Raw genomic sequence first — 17,773 nt, 5'->3', positions numbered from 1 at the left:
CGAGGTAAAAAATATGAAAAAGCATTTCATTTTATCACTTCTATTTTCGGTTTGGTTCTCAGTTCACGCACAGCCATCAAAAGAACAACGCATACAAGACAGCGTAATTGGCTGGTGGAGTAACACCCGGTTCGACAGGTTTGTAAAACCAACCAATGATCCTGTTCAAAAAAGAAGAATACAGATTGATGACAGTATTGTAAGCTGGGTAAAAAAAAGTTATACCCCGGTAGCAGGACTGGGAACCTATGTACGTCAACTCAATAAAAATTGGTATGGTGTATCATTTGATGTATGGAACGTAAGTCATGATAAAATGTGGACGGATGAGAAAGGACAGTTTAAACCTATTTCAGAAGAAAACACAACGTTTGCTTTACAGGTCAATACGCTTCCTTCAGTAGTACCAATTGATTTTTTAAATCATTACGATGCTTATTATTTTACCTGGGAGCCTGATGGATACATGACTGAACAGACCGCCCAAAGGAGAAAAGGTTATGAGTTTAAGAATCATCCTAATGTAAAGCAGTTTATAACACGTATCACAAACGGTCAAAACTGTGTGATTCTTTCGCCGGGAAACAAATCACCTTTTGTGGAAGTTACAATCGGTGAATTTTTGGATAAAGCAGAAGAATCTTTAGAAAAAGAAAAGCAAAAAGAAAGAGAAAGAGTAAATAATACTTTTTCAGGCTCACATGCCGGAGCAATAAAAAACCGGGAAGATGTATGGGCACAAAAAGAAAAGCAATTTCAAATTTGCCTCAGCAGAATCAATAAATGGCGGTTGGCTTATAAAAACAAGTTATCGCAACCTGCAACATTTGACGCAAATCAGCAAACACTTTTGCTGGCATTTAACAGCGATAACGTTGATCCCTTTGAAGTAAGAGAAATTGAGCTAAGCCGTAAACAATATAAAAGTGTTTATAAAATACCGGCAGAAGTTTCTGTAAAATGCAAAACAGATCAACCGCAATGGATAACAGCATGGTGGCCGTTTAATGGAGCTAACGACGGTACTCAACTTTACGAAATGAGTACTGCTATGCTGGAAAATATAAATTACAGTTATATCTACAATTACTTTTTTGCGCCGGAAAAAGTAAAAGGTATTTCGTACAAACCGGCCAATGAGGAACAATTAAAAGCAAGGCTTGCAACATACCGTAACAAATACAGAAGCGGAGCTGTTGAAGTAGTCAACAAAAAACAAACGCCTTCAGGTACTTTTTTCTTTGAAGATTTTAGTGGTGGTTCAGTTGGTACTGCACCGCCAAACTGGTATTACTTTAAAACAGGCACCAGTCCTTTTGCTATTACAAAACCTGAAGGCCTTGAGGGCAACTGGTTGAAATTGGGTTTTGGAAGAAAAATCAGCAGCACATATTTAAAGTCATCAGTACCACAAAATTTCAAATTAGAATTTGATGTTGCTACGGATAAAGACTTTTCCGGAAGAAGCGGAGGCAGCATGGAATTGATTTTGAATACTGAAAAGCTAAACCAGACCAATCAAAACCAGGAAGAGCGGCTTTTCAATAATGGGACCGTGATGAAAATAACAGTTGCATCAGGCAATGACGCAGATCTGGAGAATAACAATTTTCGTGGTCTACTAAAAGTAAATATCAATTCTTCCCCCGCCATTAACCGTGAAAATTTTGAAGAAGGAATTACTGCAGAAAAACCGCTGAGAGATTTCAGCAGCAAAAAAAATAAAGTGCATATCACGCTATTGGTAAAAGATGGCAAAGTATCCGTTTTTAGCAATGGTAATTTAATTATTCAACCTGCCGATTTTAAGATGAAGTATGGCGGGCCCTGTCAGCTATGCGGTATACCTAACGGAAGAAGTTTTGCATCATTAACACTCAACAATATTACCAATAATGATAAAGAAACGGGGGTATACATCAGCAACATCAAAATTGTAAAAGAATAATTATGAAGTGTTACTCATTAATGGCAGTATTTATTTTAGCAACGTTAATAACCGCAGCGCAGAATCAGAAAGATGCTTACGAAAACGCATACCTGGGTTGGATAAAAATATTTAACCCGAACGAACCGGAGAAACCATACACACAAGACAACCGGGTTTATTCAGTAAAGCAAATGGCGATCAGCCGGATGATTATTGGATGGATACAACAAAGCTATACACCAAAGGGTGCAATAGGTCAGGCATTAAAATTAGTAAACCCAAAACTTAACTTATACAACGAGAATGTAAAAGCACTTCCCCAGATGTATGGTGCAAACACCAAAACATATATTGAGTTGAAAAAAAATGCAGAAAATAAATGGACTCCTGAAACCAATACCCATTGGTGGATGGATATTGCCGTAAATGGCAAAATAGGCGATTACTCACAAATCATTACTTCACCTGATACCTATTATTTTTATATACCCGGCGAAAATGGATTGGGGGAAGATGAACAACGGGTAGCAAACATGAGGGGTTTCAGTTCACATCCAACTTTTAAAAAATATATCAGTTGGTATCAGCCAAAAGGAATAGCAACAACTTTGCAATATGTGGTACTGCTTTGTAAAGACAATGTGAAGCCCTTTGTTAAAGTAACGAATGGCGAATACCTCGCTGAACTTGAAAAAGCAATTGAAAGGGATGCGAAAGAAGATATTAGAAGAGGAGATAATGCTGCTTCAGTAAACGCACTATTGATAAAGAGAAAAGCAGAACTTGCAAAATTAAAAGAAAGAAATAAATCCCGTTTAAGCGAACCGGCAAAACAAAGTAAAGTGCCCGGTTTGCACCTGGAAAATACAAGTAGTGCTGAAAGTTTTGAAAACGCAAACCATTCAGGAAATGATTTTATCTACAAACTTGATCCGGCCAAACTTGCTTTAACAAAATCTGATCAACCTCAGTGGATCCTTATTGCATGGGAAGCAGAAGGTGTAGCCAATGGCAATGAGGCCGGCGCACACCTGCACCAATCGATGCTCGATAATATTAATTACGATTATATCTACAACTATTTCTTTTATCCCGAAAAAATAAAAGGTATTGCTTATAAACCCTTAAAGTCGCCAACTGAAGAAATAAAAAACAGTACAACAGAAGCATCCACCATTTCAAAAAAGAATGCTGCCGATGCTTCTGTTATTTTCTTTGATGATTTTTCGCAAAACGCAGCAGGTCAAAAACCAATTGGCTGGAAATCTGAACTGAACCTTGATGCAAATTATGCATCTGTAACTACTCTACCGGGCAAAGACGGAAAGTGGTTGGAGATAAAAGGACAGAACAAAGTGATACCACTAAATCTTAAAAAGCCGTTGCCACAGGATTTTGAACTTTCGTTTGATTTAGCAGTACCAAGAGATATTCCCTGGGGAGCTAAAGCATTTGTGCTCTATTTAGGCACAGCAAAAAACTACGTGGAGAATGGTCCTTGCATTAACCTTCGAATCAGAGCTGGTTTCTCCGGCAGACCCGGGGAAACTTCCCTTGAATGTAAATTCGGAAGCACTTATCCGGTTAACACAAAACCTTATTACGATGCCACAGGTTTTTCAAATGATAAAGAAATTAATAAAGTGACAATCACACTTAAGAAAAAAGGAGAATCACTGGAATACTTTATTGATAAGAATAAAATTGCCGACATATCCAAGGCCGTACCGCCGGGCACTTTATTCAACTGGCTGCAACTTTCACATCTAAGAAGTGATGGCGATAATCAGAAATATTATTTCGGCAATTTGAAGATCACCAAACTGTAAAATCCCTTTTTTAATGGATGCGTTATTCCCGTTAATTATTAAATCTTTAACGCATTAAAATCATTTGCTCAACATTTCAAATCAATCGTATGAAGCTGTGTTCAGTTTATAAGCCGTTTGCTCTTACATTTTTCATCGTGCTGTTTGGGATCAATACAAACGCACAAAAAAAGGTAGTTCAGGTTACTCAATCAGCACTCACAGGATTGAATTTACCTGCGGGCACAAAGCAAGACAGCCGCTTCCTCACTGAAATTTCAGCGAAAACGTTATTTGAACTTGAAACAAAAAAAGCGGGCACTACTGTTTCAAAAGTTGAGGTATTAATGTTGCCTGTTGCATCAGGCTACTCAGCCGATTCCCTTGTAGCACACCTTTATAATTTGGGCTTTACTGTTTCTCCGGTTGAAACGGATGATAAATATGCATGGCTTCAAAAAGATAACCGCTATTTAGTCGTTTATTATGAACCAAAGAAAACAGAAATAGATGTGTACTTTGGCGAACTGAGTGCCGCTCCCTCTACGCTTTCTGCGCCAAACCCTCAACAGCAAACAACAACTCAACAACAAACTACAACTGAGCAACAAACAACTACACAACAGCAAACTACTACAGAGCAACAGGTTACCACACAGCAAACGATACCTGACCAACAGCAAACTACTATTGCTCCACCAACCAATTTTGTTAACCCCGGCTATTCATTCACCACAACCAACTTTGATGATGGATGGACAAGCACTGTACAGGAAGATTGGGTGGAAGTTACTAAAGGCAACATCAAAGTGCTGCTGCATTATCCAAAAGAAGGAACCATTATTCCTGCTGACCCCGAACCGCACACCAACAATGCATGGAATATTTTAACTGCACCACGTTGCAGTAATCTTAGCAATTACAGAACAGCTTACATCAATACATACAACCGTCCTTATCTCGGCATGGGCATGGCTACTGAAAATGCCACAGGTAATACGGTGTTTATAGTTCTGTTCCGGCAGGGACAAACAGGCTGGCTTGAATTTATTACACCTGATAAAAATACGTTCATGCAGCAATTCGGATTTGATCCTGAACGCATACAATGGGATAGTGAAACCGAACTCTTGAGTCCACTGGTAAAAATGACAAACTACAATAAGTTTGCGGTAGCCCCTTCTGATTTCACCGGTACATGGACAAGTGATTTCACCGGTATGCAACAACTCTATCATGTGTACACAGGTAATTATGCAGGCATGCACATCAACCAGTCAAGACAAACATTTGAATTTTCCAGCAACGGCAGCTATAATTGGAAGCTGTTAGTTGTAAATGGAATGGTAGGCAACATGAACGCTGCACAGGTAAAATCAACAGGACAATTGCAATTACTCAACAACTGGCAGATAAGCTGTACAGATATTGAGGGCAAGCCAAAAAAGTATCATGTATTTTTTTCGTGTATTAAGGGTGCAAGGTTACTGAACTTACTGGATGCTGATTTCCCCGGCAGCGGCATGTATACAATATTTGGCAGAAAATAAAAATCAATCCAAAACAAAATAAACCACCGCATCATGCAACAACAAAATGCAAACACAAACACTGCAACCATGGATGGGAAATCAATCGCCATCATCAGTTACTTAACAATTATCGGCTGGATCATTGCGTATGTAATGCATGGCAGTAATAAGAGCCAACTGGGCGCTTTTCATCTACGCCAATCGCTGTTCCTGATGCTGAGCGGATTTGCCATAGCAATAGCACAGTGGATCTTCTTTTTAATACCTATCCTCGGCTGGATCATATCCATCCTGCTCTACTTTGTTTTGCTTGGATTATTTGTACTATGGATCATTGGATTAATTGCAGCCATTAATGGTGAAGAAAAACCCGTACCGGTACTTGTCAAAAAAGGACAGGAAATACTAAAGGGTATTCAATAATAAATCGTTTAATGCTGTAGAGCTGCCGGCTGATCAAGCCAGTAAGCATTTGGTTAATAACAGTGGTGACTCCTCGCCGCTGTTTTTCTTTTCAGCAGCTCCATTAAAACTTATTAACTTCGGCGCAGCAACACATTACTCATCACTTATTATTCATTTATATGATCACAGTCCTCCATCCCTGGCATGGCGCTCATTATGGCCCAAAAGCTCCTGAACGTGTAAACGCACTCATTGAAATTTCACAAGGCAGTCGAAGTAAATATGAAATTGATAAAGATACAGGTTTGCTACGTCTTGACAGGGTGATCTTCTCTTCGTTTATCTACCCAGTTAACTACGGCTTTATTCCGCAAACACTCGGACAGGATGGTGATCCGCTGGATATATTGGTCATCTGTTCACAGTCCATTCAACCGTTGTGCCTTGTTGAAGCAACGGTGATTGGCAACATGCAAATGATCGACCAAGGTGAACGTGATGATAAAATCATTGCCGTTGCCAGTAACGACCCAACTGTAAAACACATTAAGGATATTGATGAATTGCCTGAACATTTCTTTCATGAACTGAAACATTATTTTGAAGAGTACAAGGTGCTGGAGAATAAAGTAGTGGAGATCGATAATTTTCAAAACAAAGCTGAAGCATTTAAAATTATTGAGGAAGCGATCGAGTTTTACAAAGAGAAATACCGAGACAAACTCTAACACATGCAAACAAAAAAAATGGATACAACAATTATTATTGCCGTCCTCATCATTGGGTTGGCAGCCGGAATACTCGGTGGCATGGTAGGTGTTGGTGGCGGCTTGATTGTGGTGCCGGCATTGGTTTACTTTCTTGGTTTTAGTCAACACACAGCACAAGGCACTTCACTGGGTTTATTGGTATTACCAGTTGCACTATTAGGCATGATCAATTATTACAAGGCCGGACATGTTGATTTTAAAGTGGTGGGATTGCTTGCGCTGGGTTTTGTTGTTGGAAGTTATTTCGGCAGCAAATGGAGTTTGAGTTTGCCGCAGGAAACAGTAAAAAAAGTATTTGCTATTTTATTATTCTATACTGCTTTTAAAATGATTGGATGGGAGAAAGCAGTTGTGAACTGGATCAAGAGTTTTTAATACAAATAGTTCTGAGTTCTTAAGTTCTAAGTTGAGAGTTCGCTCTTGTTTTTTGGGTTTTGGATTTTCTTCTGCCTTGTATCTTGGTTTTTCTTGTGCCTTCTGCCTTGTACACTAAATCCGCTTGATCATCCTTAACCGATGTGTTCGCTCCCCCGTTTCACTATGAAGAATGCCCGCACCATCAATATTATCGATACGTACTTTACCTGCTGCATGTATAATTTCATGATCGTTCAACAACAACCCAACATGAATGATCTTTCCTTCTTCGTCATCAAAATAAGCAAGATCACCACAACGGGATTCCTGTAAAAATCCAAGATCCTCTCCCACCATTGCCTGGTTGGCTGAGTTGCGTGGTAATTTCTTTCCGAAGAAACGCATGAGTCCCTGTACAAAGCCACTGCAGTCTATTCCAAACACTGAACGTCCACCCCAGAGATAAGCTGAATTCAAATAAACAAACGCTACCTGCCTGATGCTTTCTTCCTCAAATACATAAGCACCTTCCATTACAAGTTTGCTGCTGCTTTTAATCCGATGATCGCCCCAGATAGCTTCGCCGTTTTGCAAACCGGGAATTGCACTGCCAAACGGCACATGCATAGGCAACTCGTTCACCAACATTACACCGCTCCATGTATTCACTAACGCAACCTGGTCCTGCAAGGCAATGGTCTCACTTACTTCTGTAAGCTGGTTGCGCAAACAATAACCCGTGTAACCATCATACAGACATACCAGTTCCACCCAATCGCCATGCGATGCCAGCAACTCCACCGCCTCACCAAATAATAATTGGGAAGTGATCTCTGATTCTTGCTGAGGCTCCTTACGGACAGGCGCAACCGGAACAATACAAAGGGCGTTATTCATTTACAAAATTCGTTTCTATGAATATATGGAATTTTGTGTGCCCTTGCATCTCTTCAACAGAAATAACTAACTTGACCTCACAAACCTGTTTGTGAATACAACCTACTCCACCATACCCGACCAGGAATTACTCAACCGCTTTTACCACGATGGCGATAATAAATGGCTTGGCCAGTTGCTGCAACGTTATACCGTGTTGTTGTTTGGTGTTTGTATGAAATATCTGAAGAATGAGGAGGAAGCCAAGGATGCTGTGCAACAGGTTTTCGAAAAAGCCATTAAAGAACTGGGTAAATACAAAGTTGATTATTTCAAGAGCTGGATCTATATGGTTGCCAAGAACCATTGCCTGATGCAGCTGCGGGATAAAGGTAAATTGCCTAAAGAATTAAGTGAACAGATGATGGCCACCCCTGCTGAAGACGTGAACCACACCGAGCATTTGCAAAAAGATGAATTACTGGAGCGGCTAACCATTGCCGTAACTGAACTGATACCGGAGCAACGAACCTGTATTGAATTATTTTACCTGCAGAAACAAAGCTACACCGATATTGCCACCAGCACCGGCTACAGCTTAATGCAGGTGAAAAGCTATATTCAGAATGGAAAACGTAACTTGAAAATGATTTTGCTGAAACAACAGAACAATGGCCGATAACCTGCTCGACATATTGAACCAGCGTGACGATCTCACTGAACAGGAATTACTCCAATACCTGCACGGAAATCTTACACCCGAAGAACGGAATGCAGTTGAGCAACGACTTTCTTCGTCTGATATGATGAGTGATGCGGAAGAAGGTTTACGTATGGCCGATGAAAAAAAGATGCAACATGCGTTGGCTGATCTCAATAAACAACTCTCCCTTCAATTACAACAACAGCGCAGGAAACGCAAACACAAACCTGTACCAAATCAATCATTGATTATTGTTACAACTTTTTTAATACTTGTGTTGATCGTACTTGGATTTCTGGTGATCTATAAGATGAAGAACGGGTGATGAAAATAAGTTTGAAGTTAAATTACTCTCGTAAATGAACTTTCTTTTTCAACGCAAACACAAATACGAAACACATACAGGCATTGAAGATGTGCGGCAGAGAATTAAATCATTAAGAAAGTCGAGCTGGTATGATGTTGCAATAAATCTTACCGGCAAGATTCAGGAAGATAACAGCTTTACACTTAAGAATAAACAAACTCTTGGAGCATTTACAAGAGGCATACCTAAAACGTTTGTTCTTCTTGAAGGACAACTTACCCCAGACAATACAGCCACCAAAATAGATATAACTGTTCGCCCTAACTATATCCTTGTACTTTTGTTTTATATTCTGACGTGCATTGTTTTATACGATTTATATGACTTTGTTATTCACGATTTTAGTACAGATCTTTTAAGAGCAGGCGTTCTGTCAATTATATTACTGTTTACTGTTTTCCTGATCGGGTCAATGATGAACAATATCACAAATCGCTTTGAAGAGTTTATGTTGCTTGGAAAAAGAAAATAGAAGCTCGACATCTTTCGCTTGTAAAACGTTATCTTCAGTAGACCTTTCGCCGTTTGCAAATTATCAATACATGAAATATTATTTTCTCATTCTGCTTTTGTGCTCGTTTTTACAATTAAAAGCACAGGATACCAGTTACTTCAAATTTGCATTTAATCACCTCGCATTATCAGTGAAAGATGTAAACCGCTCAGCAGCTTTTTATAAAGAAGTATTGCGCTTAAAGGAAATCACCAATCGTTCAGCGATTGAAGGCATCCGTTGGTTTGCTTTGAGTGATGACAGAGAATTACATCTCATTTCTGTTATTAAAGAACCGATAGTTACCAATAAGGCCATTCATGTTGGTTTAACCAGCGGAAACTTTGATGCATTCCTTGAAAACCTCAAACGATTAAAAATTCCTTATAGCGATTGGCCGGGCAAACCAAATACGGTGAACATACGTGCTGATGGCATCAAACAAATATTTTTTCAGGACCTTGATGGCTACTGGATAGAAGTAAATAATGTAGCAATGCAATAACAACGGTCACAACCTTACTTCATCAAACTATGAACAGCAATATCAATATTCTGAAAACCGAAATTCTTTCAAATAACTGGTATACTTTAAAGAAAGTAACCTATGAGTATCGGAAGAAAGATGGCAGCACACAGGTACAGCAACGGGAAGCTTACGACCGTGGTAATGGTGCTGCAATTTTATTGTACAACCTGCAGCAAAAAACAGTCATACTTACACAACAATTCCGTTTGCCTACTTATATCAACGGCAATGAAACAGGCATGCTGATTGAAGTGTGCGCTGGTTTGTTAGACAAAGACAATCCCGAAGATTGCATACGTCGTGAAACGGAAGAAGAAACCGGTTACCAAGTAACAGAGATCAAAAAAGTGTACGAGGCATATATGTCACCCGGATCAGTTACAGAAATTCTCTACCTGTTTATTGCGGCCTACGAACCGCAAATGAAAATTGCTGAAGGCGGTGGTGTTGAACACGAACAGGAAAACATTGAAGTACTGGAACTTCCTTTTGAAAAAGCTATCCGCATGATTGAAACAGGTGAAATAAAAGATGCGAAAACGATCATGCTGTTGCAATATCTTCAGTTGAAGAATATTTTATAAGGATCAATCTCAAATAGCAGTAATGCAACTGAAGTCAGCGTTTACTTCCATCCAAAAAAAGAATTAACTTCAGCTATTACCCAACATTTAATTGCTTGTTCAATGCTTCGTATAATTTTTACTATTGTTTTTGCAACAGGTTTGCTTCTATGTTCAACTTCCTGCAATCAATCAACTGCAACAAAGAAAACGGAAGCAGAAATACCCAAACCATTAGTTGAAAAAGTACTTTCGGCCGACGAACAAAAGGCGTTAACACCTGAACAGGTATTAAAGAGTTTGAAGGATGGCAATTACCGTTACGCACATCAAGATCTTACAGCACGTGATCATTCGGCGATGGTGCGTGATGCTTCGCAAGGGCAATATCCAAAAGCAGTTATTCTTTCTTGTTTAGATAGCCGTGTACCGGTAGAAGATGTATTTGATAAAGGCATCGGCGATCTGTTTGTAGGCAGAGTTGCCGGTAATTTTGTGAATGAAGATCTGCTGGGCAGTATGGAGTTTGGTTGCAAAGTAGCAGGTGCCAAACTCATATTGGTACTGGGCCATGAATCATGCGGTGCAATTAAAGCAGCGATTGATAATGTACAAATGGGGAATATAACAGCGATGTTATCAAAAATAAAACCGGCAGTAGAGCGGTGCGCCGATTTCACCGGAAAGAAAACAGCAAAAGATCCGGCCTTTGTTGAATATGTGGCAAAGCAAAACGTTTTAAACACAATTGAAACAATAAGGAAGCAAAGTCCCCTTTTAAAAGAAATGGCTGACCAAGGCGAAATAATAATTGCTGGTGCTTATTATAATTTACACACCGGCGAAGTAGTATTTCTTTAATACACCTGAAATGAAAAAGCTTTTATCATTCCCTGTAAGGAAATAATAAAAGCTTTCAAAAAAATACATTCTGCTATTTATCGTATCTGTCCACGCACAATACCACCGGGAGAAAAATTGGAATGCGCATTAACATAGCATGCACCTTCAGTAAGTAACGTAAATTGAGCGTCGGTAAGCTGTATGGTTCTGTTAATTCCAAACTGCGACGCATTATCAGCCAAACCAATACGAACCGGACCATTTGCACCTCTGGCACCCATGTGTACATGTGCAAAACGAAGCGCATCACCATCTGCAAGTTTCTGGATAATAATTTTCGAATAAAGTTTCTTACTTTTTGATACACGTAAAATGGCAATACCCTTTGTATCGGTATCTACTGCAGGCACTTCCTGGCTGCCTTCAAGTTGAACAACCTGGGTAAAAACGATAACGTCATCGCTGCTTTGAGAGGCAGGCATTGTTGCTGAAAATTCATTTTGCTTTTCAGAAAGACGGCTCTGATTTTCTGTCATTTCATTTGAATACTTTGAGCAGGAGGCTAAGGCAATCGTTATGCCCAGCAAAAAGGCGGTTTGTTGAAATTGCTTTCTCATAAAAATGTTTGTTTGATATACTAACGATTATACTCAGGGTACGGTTGTCTTTCTGAGAAATAAAAAGAGGGAAAACACTTTTAGAAAGCCTTATCTGCACAACTGTTTAATCCATTGTCTGTGTTGAGGAAATAAGTTCAACAATTCAACTTCTTTTGCCATTTCAAAATCATCAAAATCAAAACCGGGAGCTACCGTGCAACCCACTAATGAAAAACTGTTCTCAGTTGCTGGCTTCGATGCAAACCAGCAACCTGCTTTTACTACATGCTGAAAACGATAACCATTGGCAAGACCATTCCCCAGTAACAATACTTCTCCCCTTCCATCGGGATGAATAACATAAATATGCAAGCCGCCACCTGCATAAAAATGCCAAAGCTCATCGCTCTTGATACGATGGAACGCTGAATAATCTTTCCCCTCCAGCAAAAAATAAATAGCTGTGGAGATCGAGCGATTGGCACCAAACCTTGCGGGCAAAACTGCGGCGGAAATTTGTTCATCGCTGGCATAAGTTCGACTGTAAAAGCCTCCTTCGGGGTGCGGCTCCAGCTGCAACATGCTGATCAATTCATTTGCAGTGTAGTTTAAACCTGTATCCATTGAAATTGTTGTGTGTTATAGTTAAACAAAGCCCTGCGGTTACCTGTGTGGTGCAGCAATACCCAATCCATTTCCTGAACGGTAGTTTCCACAACACAAAAATTATTGCGTGCAGTTGTTATTAATTCGGGCTCTACATCTGTTTGACTGAGATTAATTAATTCAGGTGCAGTAAGAATTGTACCCGATGCTGATGATGTTGTATAAGTTAACCTGCTGGCAAGCCTCGCCTGCTCCCATGCCTCATTCGCCACTTCATCATTTGTATGAATAACAGCTACAGCAGCTAAGCGAAGTTGCATTCGAATATCCTTATCATAAAACAGCCAACTCAATTGCTGATTTATTTGCAACTGTCGCACTTTGGGTGAACGTGTATCCGTATGAAAAAACAATTTCTTCTGCTCAGCATCTGCATGTCGCAACACAACAGTGCGTACTTCCGGTCTTTGCTCATAAACAGTAGCCACTGAACCTGTATGAAAAGGAGCCTTGAAAGATTTTACTGATTCCAGAAGCAGTTCCCACAAGCTTACTTCAATTGCCTGCAGGTCGTATTGTAAAAAATGATCGCCCATAAAACAAAGAAAGAAAAAAGGCTGCAATCTCTTGCAGCCTGTGGAAGCTTAATTACCTGGATTTTTTTTCGCCGGTTCATCATCGCCATCAAACTTATCTTTCACTTTGTCCCAAAGACCGGATGCTTTTTCTTTCAGATCATCTACCACATCTTCGGCCTTATCCTTGAACTCTTCAAATTTGTCTTCGGCTTTGTCCTTCAATTCTTCAAGTTTATCTTCAGCTTTCTCCGCATAAACCGATGCTTTCGCTTTCAGATCCTGCAAAGTGTCTTCAGCCTTGTCTTTCCAGCTTTGTTTTTCGCTTTCTGTTGCCTGGGTGCTTTTGTTCTCTTCCATCATTGTAAGTTTTATGTTTAAAAAAAGGTGTTGTACAAGTTACTAACAAAAAAGGCAAGCGAAGGTGAAGTTTTTGTGATGAAACAGCCAATTGCAAAAAACTTCATTACATCTGTCCTCTTCTTATCTTGCAGCCCATGTTCCTGAGATCGATCAACATTACACAGTTCAAAAACTATACCCATCAGCGTTTTTCGTTTGGTGAAATGATCGTGGCTGTTACCGGAGCAAACGGGATCGGCAAAACAAATCTTCTCGACGCTATCCATTACCTGTGTTTTACCAAAAGCTATTTTTCAGGGACCGACAATGCCAATGTGCAACATGGATTGCAGGGTTTCAGGATTGAGGGCCAGATGAATGAAGGAACAGAGGAGACTGTGATCAATATTGTATTGCGTGAAACAGGAAAGAAAGAGATTTCCTGCAATGCTGTGCCTTACGAAAAATTCTCGCAGCATATCGGCAAATATCCCTGTGTGGTGATTGCTCCTGATGATGTGGAACTGATCATTGGTGGCAGCGAAGAACGTCGATTATTTTTAGATTCAATGCTTTCACAGTTAGACGCAACTTATTTGCAGCAACTCATCATTTACAACAAAGTGATTCAGCAGCGAAATAGTTTTTTAAAGAGCTGTGCCCAATCGCAAACAAGAAATGATGCGTTGCTTGATGTTTTGGATGAACAATTGCTCAATGCCGGAAATTATATTTACACAAAACGAAAAGATTTTCTACCCGCTTTCAATGAACAGGTTTTACAGTTTTACCAAACCATTGCCGGAAAAACAGAACCTGTAAAAGTGAGTTATGAAAGTAAATTGCTTGAACAATCCTTTGAAAGTTTATTACAACAATCGAGAGAGAAAGATTATCTGCTGCAACGCAGCACTACCGGTATTCATAAAGATGATCTCTTGTTTTCATTGAATGATGAAGGTTTTAAACAAACAGCTTCGCAGGGGCAGCGTAAAAGTTTACTCTTCAGTTTAAAACTTGCAGAAGCTGAAGTATTGAAAGAACAGAAGGGTTTTGCTCCACTTCTTTTATTGGATGATGTGTTTGAAAAACTGGATGCTATCCGGATGCACAATTTATTGGATTATGTATGCACACAATTCGGCGGACAGGTATTCTTAACAGACCCCCACCCCGACAGGATCATTGCTGCTTTTGAAGCCTTGGGCAAAAAGGTGCAGTTGATTGAACTTTCGTAGAACAAGAAAGTTCTGAGTTCTGAAGTTCTAAGTTGATGGGCCCGGCACAGGTCTTGTGTCTTATTCTTTTGTCTTTTCCGAATTCCTAATTACCAATTACTCATTCTCCACTCACCCTTAACCACTAACTACTCAGCAATTTAAATTACCTTCGCTGCATGGCTGAAATGAGTATACAGGAAGCAATGGAACAGTTTCTCAAACAGAGTAAACTCAAGCAAAGAGTGCGTGCATTGGAGATAAAAGATGTGTGGGCCGAACTCATGGGCAACACGATTGGGAAATATACCGACGACATTAAACTTATTAACCAGCAACTCATTATTACCACAAGTGTAGCTCCGCTAAAGCAGGAACTCCTTTTTCAAAAAGAAAAAATACGTAACCGCATTAATGAACTGTTTAATGAACATGCGGTAAAAGAAGTGATCATTAAGTAACTTAAAGCCAGGTCGGTCCACGCCTCAGGTATTCAAACCAATCCTGAAAACTCTCATTCTTTTCGCTGACTTTCATCATATTTTAACTGATCGTATTCAGGAAACTTTGGCATGTTAACATGCTTCAGAAACAAAATATAAAACTGAATACCATGAGCTATACAGCAGTCCCACATCTTGTAGCCGAACACCAGGATTGGTTAAAGGCAGTTGATTTTTATGATAATGAACTTGATATTCTCGAGAACCGTTTAGCCGAAGTTGCGCAAAAGAACACAGGGATTGATACAATGAAAGGCGTTGAGCATTTTCAAAATCAATTTATCATTCAGCGAAACAGCATCGATGAATTACGCCACAACATTAATGAACATGCCCACAAAGCAATGCTTGATCTGAAAGAACATGTAGGTCGTGTCGAATCGCAACAGGTGGCAGAACACAAAAAAATTAAAGACGAATTTGAAAGCTTTGAAAAAGTGATCAATGAATTAAGAGATGAGTTTAACCTCTTTCTCGTAAAATGGATGTAAGTCCATCTTAAAAATACTGGCTGTGCAATATTTCGGTCAGCTGTTAATCGTTAAAAGAGCCGCCTTTTCAGGCAGCTCTTGTTTTTTTTAGAAGCGATTAAAATTTCCCCTCGTCTACATCTTTAATAAAATCGATCACACCGGTCATAAACACCCGCTGATCATCCCACATAGCTAAATGACTTCCATTAGGGCAATAGAGATAACGACCTTTCTGCACCAGTTTACTTTGTTCTTCCATAGCAGCAGGATCCATCGTATCATGTTTTGCACCAATCATGAGCGTTGGCACTTTTATTTCTTTTAATCTTGCTTTAATATCCCAGTTTACTAAACGACCACCTACACCAAACTCACTTGGTCCCTGCATCAACGTATAAATTTCACCATTCACATGTTTCATGGTTCGGTTAAACCCATCGGGCCATTCTTCCAATCTGCACAAATGTTGTTTATAAAAATGCGGCAACAACAATTCCATGTATCGTGGATTAGAGAAATCTTTTTTTGCTTCAATAGCTCTGATTTCTGCAAGCACAGATGAATCCATCTGCTTGGCTAATACTTCCTGTGCATACTTGCCGTACTCCGGCGCACTGGCCATCATGTTTGCAACCAGCAATCCCTTCAGGTGTTGCTGATACTTGAGTGCATATTCCATGGCAAGTATACCGCCCCATGAATTACCAAGTACATAGAAGTTACTGCTGTCAGCTCCAATTGCCTGTCGCACCTGTTCCACCTCTTCAACAAAACGTTCTGTGGTCCACAAGCTGCTGTCTTTAGGTTGATCACTGTAGTAAGAACCCAATTGATCATACTCATAAAACTCAAATCCTTCTTTTGGAAAAAAACTTTCAAAGCACTCCATGTATTCATGTGTCATTGCAGGACCACCGTGCAGTAATAATATTTTGATGCGGGGATTATTACCAAACCGCTTCGTCCAAACTTTAAACTCACCAACAGGTGTTTTAATGGGGATCATTTTTATTCCGGCTGATTGCACACCACTGTCACCATAATTATAGTAATCAGCAACGGTTGGAACAGTTTGCTTTTCCTTGCAGGAAAATAATACGAACCCGAACAGTAAAAAAATAAGCAGTCGCATATTGATTTGGTTTATTTGTTTAATTGAATCCGTCAGACGAGGGCGTCGGACTGTATGTACTTCGTACTTCCAACTTCGCACTTTCCACTTTGTACTTCTACCCCACTCTCACCCTCGGATCAACCATACCATACAACAGATCGGCAAGAATGTTGATCAACACAAAAATAAAAGCACTTAAGAGCACACTGCCCATTACAACGGGGTAATCTAATTTCTCCAGTGCATCAACCGTTACTTTGCCGACACCTTTCCAGCCGAAAATGTATTCAACAAAGAAAGCACCTGCCAACAGTTCGGCGAACCAACCCGTAACAGCAGTAATGACAGGATTCAATGCATTACGCAACGCATGTTTCCAGATAACTGTTCGTCGGCTTAATCCTTTTGCATACGCTGTTCGCACATAATCCTGGTTCAACACATCAAGCATGGAGCTACGTGTAAGTTGTGTTATGATCGCTAATGGACGAATACCTAAAGTTAATGCAGGCAAGATGAGATTTTGCAAGGTGTAATAATGTTCGCCTGTTTGCACATCAATATCAAACCAGCTACCGGTCATGTTCAGGCCTGTGTATTTGCTCAGCACAAAACCAAAAAAATAAGCAATTAAAATACCCATGAAGAATGATGGTGCAGAAATGCCGATGATACTGCTGAACACAGCAGAAGTATCCATCCAGGTATCTTTCCTTACAGCAGCAATCACTCCCAAAAATACTCCTAGCACTGTTGCGAGTATCATTGCTGCCAGGGCCAGCATGATGGTGCCGGGTAAAGCTTCCATTAGTATTTCACCAACCTGTTTTTTTGTTTGATAACTTCTTCGCAAGTAAGGCCATTTAACAGCCAACTTCTTTTCGCCGCCAATGAACACCCCTTTCAACTGTTTCTTTTCAATCTCTTCTTTACTATGAACAGCAATGGGTGACACATCGTTCACATACAAAGCAAACTGTTTCCATTTTGGTTGATCGAGGTACAATTCCTTTTTGATATTGGCGATGGTTGCGCTGTCGCCTGTTTGACCCATCACCAACCGTGCGGGGTCACCAAAACCCTGGAACATCCAGAACACAACTGTAACCACGCCCATTAATACGAGCAAGCCATAAAAAAGTTTTCGAAGAAAATAAGTTCCCAAATT

General features: G+C 39.9%; 22 protein-coding genes. 15 read left to right on the top strand and 7 right to left on the bottom strand.

Annotated features, from left to right (window positions below; translation table 11 throughout):
• Positions 1–13 precede the first annotated feature (13 nt).
• The 6 genes from H4075_RS09510 to H4075_RS09485 all read left to right on the top strand — a co-directional run bounded on the left by H4075_RS09510 (position 14) and on the right by H4075_RS09485 (position 6,820).
• Positions 14–1,948 (top strand): hypothetical protein, encoded by a 1,935-nt coding sequence (locus H4075_RS09510; protein ID WP_182806243.1) that lies wholly within the window; start codon positions 14–16, stop codon positions 1,946–1,948.
• Between the two features lie 2 nt (positions 1,949–1,950).
• The gene (locus H4075_RS09505; protein WP_182806241.1) at positions 1,951–3,759 is read left to right on the top strand and encodes a hypothetical protein; all 1,809 of its coding nucleotides are present in this window, start codon (positions 1,951–1,953) and stop codon (positions 3,757–3,759) included.
• A gap of 89 nt (positions 3,760–3,848) precedes the next feature.
• Positions 3,849–5,288 (top strand): hypothetical protein, encoded by a 1,440-nt coding sequence (locus H4075_RS09500; protein ID WP_182806239.1) that lies wholly within the window; start codon positions 3,849–3,851, stop codon positions 5,286–5,288.
• A gap of 33 nt (positions 5,289–5,321) precedes the next feature.
• Positions 5,322–5,693 carry a DUF4870 domain-containing protein gene (locus H4075_RS09495; RefSeq protein ID WP_182806238.1) on the top strand — a complete coding sequence of 124 codons (372 nt, stop codon included), beginning with the start codon at positions 5,322–5,324 and terminating at the stop codon, positions 5,691–5,693.
• Between the two features lie 161 nt (positions 5,694–5,854).
• Positions 5,855–6,403, top strand: a complete 549-nt coding sequence (locus tag H4075_RS09490) for an inorganic diphosphatase (RefSeq protein ID WP_182806236.1) — start codon at positions 5,855–5,857, stop codon at positions 6,401–6,403.
• A 3-nt stretch (positions 6,404–6,406) separates the two neighbouring features.
• Positions 6,407–6,820: a sulfite exporter TauE/SafE family protein gene (locus H4075_RS09485; protein WP_220494923.1), complete on the top strand. Its 414-nt coding sequence runs from the start codon at positions 6,407–6,409 to the stop codon at positions 6,818–6,820.
• Between the two features lie 114 nt (positions 6,821–6,934).
• Here H4075_RS09485 and H4075_RS09480 read toward each other — a convergent pair whose 3' ends face one another.
• Positions 6,935–7,699, bottom strand: coding sequence for a C40 family peptidase (locus H4075_RS09480; protein ID WP_182806234.1), 765 nt, complete (start codon positions 7,697–7,699; stop codon positions 6,935–6,937).
• Positions 7,700–7,790: 91 nt separating this feature from the next.
• Between H4075_RS09480 and H4075_RS09475 the strand changes: the two genes are divergently transcribed.
• The 6 genes from H4075_RS09475 to H4075_RS09450 all read left to right on the top strand — a co-directional run bounded on the left by H4075_RS09475 (position 7,791) and on the right by H4075_RS09450 (position 11,194).
• Positions 7,791–8,360: an RNA polymerase sigma factor gene (locus tag H4075_RS09475; protein WP_182806232.1), complete on the top strand. Its 570-nt coding sequence runs from the start codon at positions 7,791–7,793 to the stop codon at positions 8,358–8,360.
• The gene (locus H4075_RS09470) at positions 8,350–8,706 is read left to right on the top strand and encodes a hypothetical protein (RefSeq protein WP_182806231.1); all 357 of its coding nucleotides are present in this window, start codon (positions 8,350–8,352) and stop codon (positions 8,704–8,706) included. The genes H4075_RS09475 and H4075_RS09470 overlap by 11 nt, the downstream gene beginning before the upstream one ends.
• Before the next feature lie 34 nt (positions 8,707–8,740).
• Positions 8,741–9,220: a hypothetical protein gene (locus H4075_RS09465; protein ID WP_182806229.1), complete on the top strand. Its 480-nt coding sequence runs from the start codon at positions 8,741–8,743 to the stop codon at positions 9,218–9,220.
• A 70-nt stretch (positions 9,221–9,290) separates the two neighbouring features.
• Complete coding sequence (locus tag H4075_RS09460) at positions 9,291–9,746, top strand: VOC family protein (protein WP_182806227.1); 456 nt, start codon at positions 9,291–9,293, stop codon at positions 9,744–9,746.
• 29 nt (positions 9,747–9,775) lie between these two features.
• Positions 9,776–10,354: a GDP-mannose pyrophosphatase NudK gene (gene nudK / locus H4075_RS09455; protein ID WP_182806225.1), complete on the top strand. Its 579-nt coding sequence runs from the start codon at positions 9,776–9,778 to the stop codon at positions 10,352–10,354.
• 102 nt (positions 10,355–10,456) lie between these two features.
• Complete coding sequence (locus tag H4075_RS09450) at positions 10,457–11,194, top strand: carbonic anhydrase family protein (protein ID WP_182806223.1); 738 nt, start codon at positions 10,457–10,459, stop codon at positions 11,192–11,194.
• Between the two features lie 77 nt (positions 11,195–11,271).
• Here H4075_RS09450 and H4075_RS09445 read toward each other — a convergent pair whose 3' ends face one another.
• The 4 genes from H4075_RS09445 to H4075_RS09430 all read right to left on the bottom strand — a co-directional run bounded on the left by H4075_RS09445 (position 11,272) and on the right by H4075_RS09430 (position 13,319).
• On the bottom strand, positions 11,272–11,793 hold the full coding sequence (locus H4075_RS09445; protein WP_182806221.1) for a CHRD domain-containing protein: 522 nt from the start codon (positions 11,791–11,793) through the stop codon (positions 11,272–11,274).
• A 90-nt stretch (positions 11,794–11,883) separates the two neighbouring features.
• The gene (locus tag H4075_RS09440; protein ID WP_220494922.1) at positions 11,884–12,399 is read right to left on the bottom strand and encodes a cupin domain-containing protein; all 516 of its coding nucleotides are present in this window, start codon (positions 12,397–12,399) and stop codon (positions 11,884–11,886) included.
• Positions 12,384–12,977, bottom strand: coding sequence for a pyridoxamine 5'-phosphate oxidase family protein (locus tag H4075_RS09435; RefSeq protein ID WP_182806219.1), 594 nt, complete (start codon positions 12,975–12,977; stop codon positions 12,384–12,386). Before H4075_RS09435 ends, H4075_RS09440 begins: the two co-directional genes overlap by 16 nt.
• Positions 12,978–13,025: 48 nt before the next feature.
• Positions 13,026–13,319: a YtxH domain-containing protein gene (locus tag H4075_RS09430; RefSeq protein WP_182806217.1), complete on the bottom strand. Its 294-nt coding sequence runs from the start codon at positions 13,317–13,319 to the stop codon at positions 13,026–13,028.
• A gap of 134 nt (positions 13,320–13,453) precedes the next feature.
• Here H4075_RS09430 and recF point away from each other — a divergent pair, with 134 nt between their 5' ends.
• The 3 genes from recF to H4075_RS09415 all read left to right on the top strand — a co-directional run bounded on the left by recF (position 13,454) and on the right by H4075_RS09415 (position 15,509).
• Positions 13,454–14,536, top strand: a complete 1,083-nt coding sequence (gene recF, locus H4075_RS09425; RefSeq protein WP_182806216.1) for a DNA replication/repair protein RecF — start codon at positions 13,454–13,456, stop codon at positions 14,534–14,536.
• A 158-nt stretch (positions 14,537–14,694) separates the two neighbouring features.
• Entirely contained in the window at positions 14,695–14,976 is a 282-nt protein-coding gene (locus H4075_RS09420; RefSeq protein ID WP_182806214.1) for a DUF721 domain-containing protein, read from the top strand.
• A gap of 119 nt (positions 14,977–15,095) precedes the next feature.
• Positions 15,096–15,509: a hypothetical protein gene (locus H4075_RS09415; RefSeq protein WP_182806212.1), complete on the top strand. Its 414-nt coding sequence runs from the start codon at positions 15,096–15,098 to the stop codon at positions 15,507–15,509.
• A 97-nt stretch (positions 15,510–15,606) separates the two neighbouring features.
• Here the strand turns inward: H4075_RS09415 and H4075_RS09410 are convergent, their stop codons facing one another.
• Positions 15,607–16,623, bottom strand: a complete 1,017-nt coding sequence (locus tag H4075_RS09410) for a proline iminopeptidase-family hydrolase (protein WP_182806210.1) — start codon at positions 16,621–16,623, stop codon at positions 15,607–15,609.
• 97 nt (positions 16,624–16,720) lie between these two features.
• Positions 16,721–17,770, bottom strand: coding sequence for an ABC transporter permease (locus H4075_RS09405; RefSeq protein WP_182806208.1), 1,050 nt, complete (start codon positions 17,768–17,770; stop codon positions 16,721–16,723).
• Positions 17,771–17,773: the final 3 nt, after the last annotated feature.

The organism is Lacibacter sediminis, from assembly GCF_014168535.1.
Lineage (GTDB): Bacteria > Bacteroidota > Bacteroidia > Chitinophagales > Chitinophagaceae > Lacibacter > Lacibacter sediminis.
The sequence above is the reverse complement of the archived record's forward strand: the minus strand, read 5'-3'. Positions and strand labels throughout refer to the sequence as shown.

Coding starts and splice junctions, on each gene's coding strand:
- H4075_RS09435 (WP_182806219.1), bottom strand. CDS start 12,977: ATGGGCGATCATTTTTTACAATACGACCTGCAGGCAATTGAAGTAAGC.
- H4075_RS09465 (WP_182806229.1), top strand. CDS start 8,741: ATGAACTTTCTTTTTCAACGCAAACACAAATACGAAACACATACAGGC.
- H4075_RS09510 (WP_182806243.1), top strand. CDS start 14: ATGAAAAAGCATTTCATTTTATCACTTCTATTTTCGGTTTGGTTCTCA.
- H4075_RS09490 (WP_182806236.1), top strand. CDS start 5,855: ATGATCACAGTCCTCCATCCCTGGCATGGCGCTCATTATGGCCCAAAA.
- H4075_RS09415 (WP_182806212.1), top strand. CDS start 15,096: ATGCTTCAGAAACAAAATATAAAACTGAATACCATGAGCTATACAGCA.
- H4075_RS09460 (WP_182806227.1), top strand. CDS start 9,291: ATGAAATATTATTTTCTCATTCTGCTTTTGTGCTCGTTTTTACAATTA.
- H4075_RS09420 (WP_182806214.1), top strand. CDS start 14,695: ATGGCTGAAATGAGTATACAGGAAGCAATGGAACAGTTTCTCAAACAG.
- H4075_RS09495 (WP_182806238.1), top strand. CDS start 5,322: ATGCAACAACAAAATGCAAACACAAACACTGCAACCATGGATGGGAAA.
- H4075_RS09410 (WP_182806210.1), bottom strand. CDS start 16,623: ATGCGACTGCTTATTTTTTTACTGTTCGGGTTCGTATTATTTTCCTGC.
- H4075_RS09430 (WP_182806217.1), bottom strand. CDS start 13,319: ATGATGGAAGAGAACAAAAGCACCCAGGCAACAGAAAGCGAAAAACAA.
- H4075_RS09485 (WP_220494923.1), top strand. CDS start 6,407: ATGCAAACAAAAAAAATGGATACAACAATTATTATTGCCGTCCTCATC.
- H4075_RS09505 (WP_182806241.1), top strand. CDS start 1,951: ATGAAGTGTTACTCATTAATGGCAGTATTTATTTTAGCAACGTTAATA.
- H4075_RS09470 (WP_182806231.1), top strand. CDS start 8,350: ATGGCCGATAACCTGCTCGACATATTGAACCAGCGTGACGATCTCACT.
- recF (WP_182806216.1), top strand. CDS start 13,454: ATGTTCCTGAGATCGATCAACATTACACAGTTCAAAAACTATACCCAT.
- nudK (WP_182806225.1), top strand. CDS start 9,776: ATGAACAGCAATATCAATATTCTGAAAACCGAAATTCTTTCAAATAAC.
- H4075_RS09480 (WP_182806234.1), bottom strand. CDS start 7,699: ATGAATAACGCCCTTTGTATTGTTCCGGTTGCGCCTGTCCGTAAGGAG.
- H4075_RS09440 (WP_220494922.1), bottom strand. CDS start 12,399: ATGGATACAGGTTTAAACTACACTGCAAATGAATTGATCAGCATGTTG.
- H4075_RS09445 (WP_182806221.1), bottom strand. CDS start 11,793: ATGAGAAAGCAATTTCAACAAACCGCCTTTTTGCTGGGCATAACGATT.
- H4075_RS09450 (WP_182806223.1), top strand. CDS start 10,457: ATGCTTCGTATAATTTTTACTATTGTTTTTGCAACAGGTTTGCTTCTA.
- H4075_RS09500 (WP_182806239.1), top strand. CDS start 3,849: ATGAAGCTGTGTTCAGTTTATAAGCCGTTTGCTCTTACATTTTTCATC.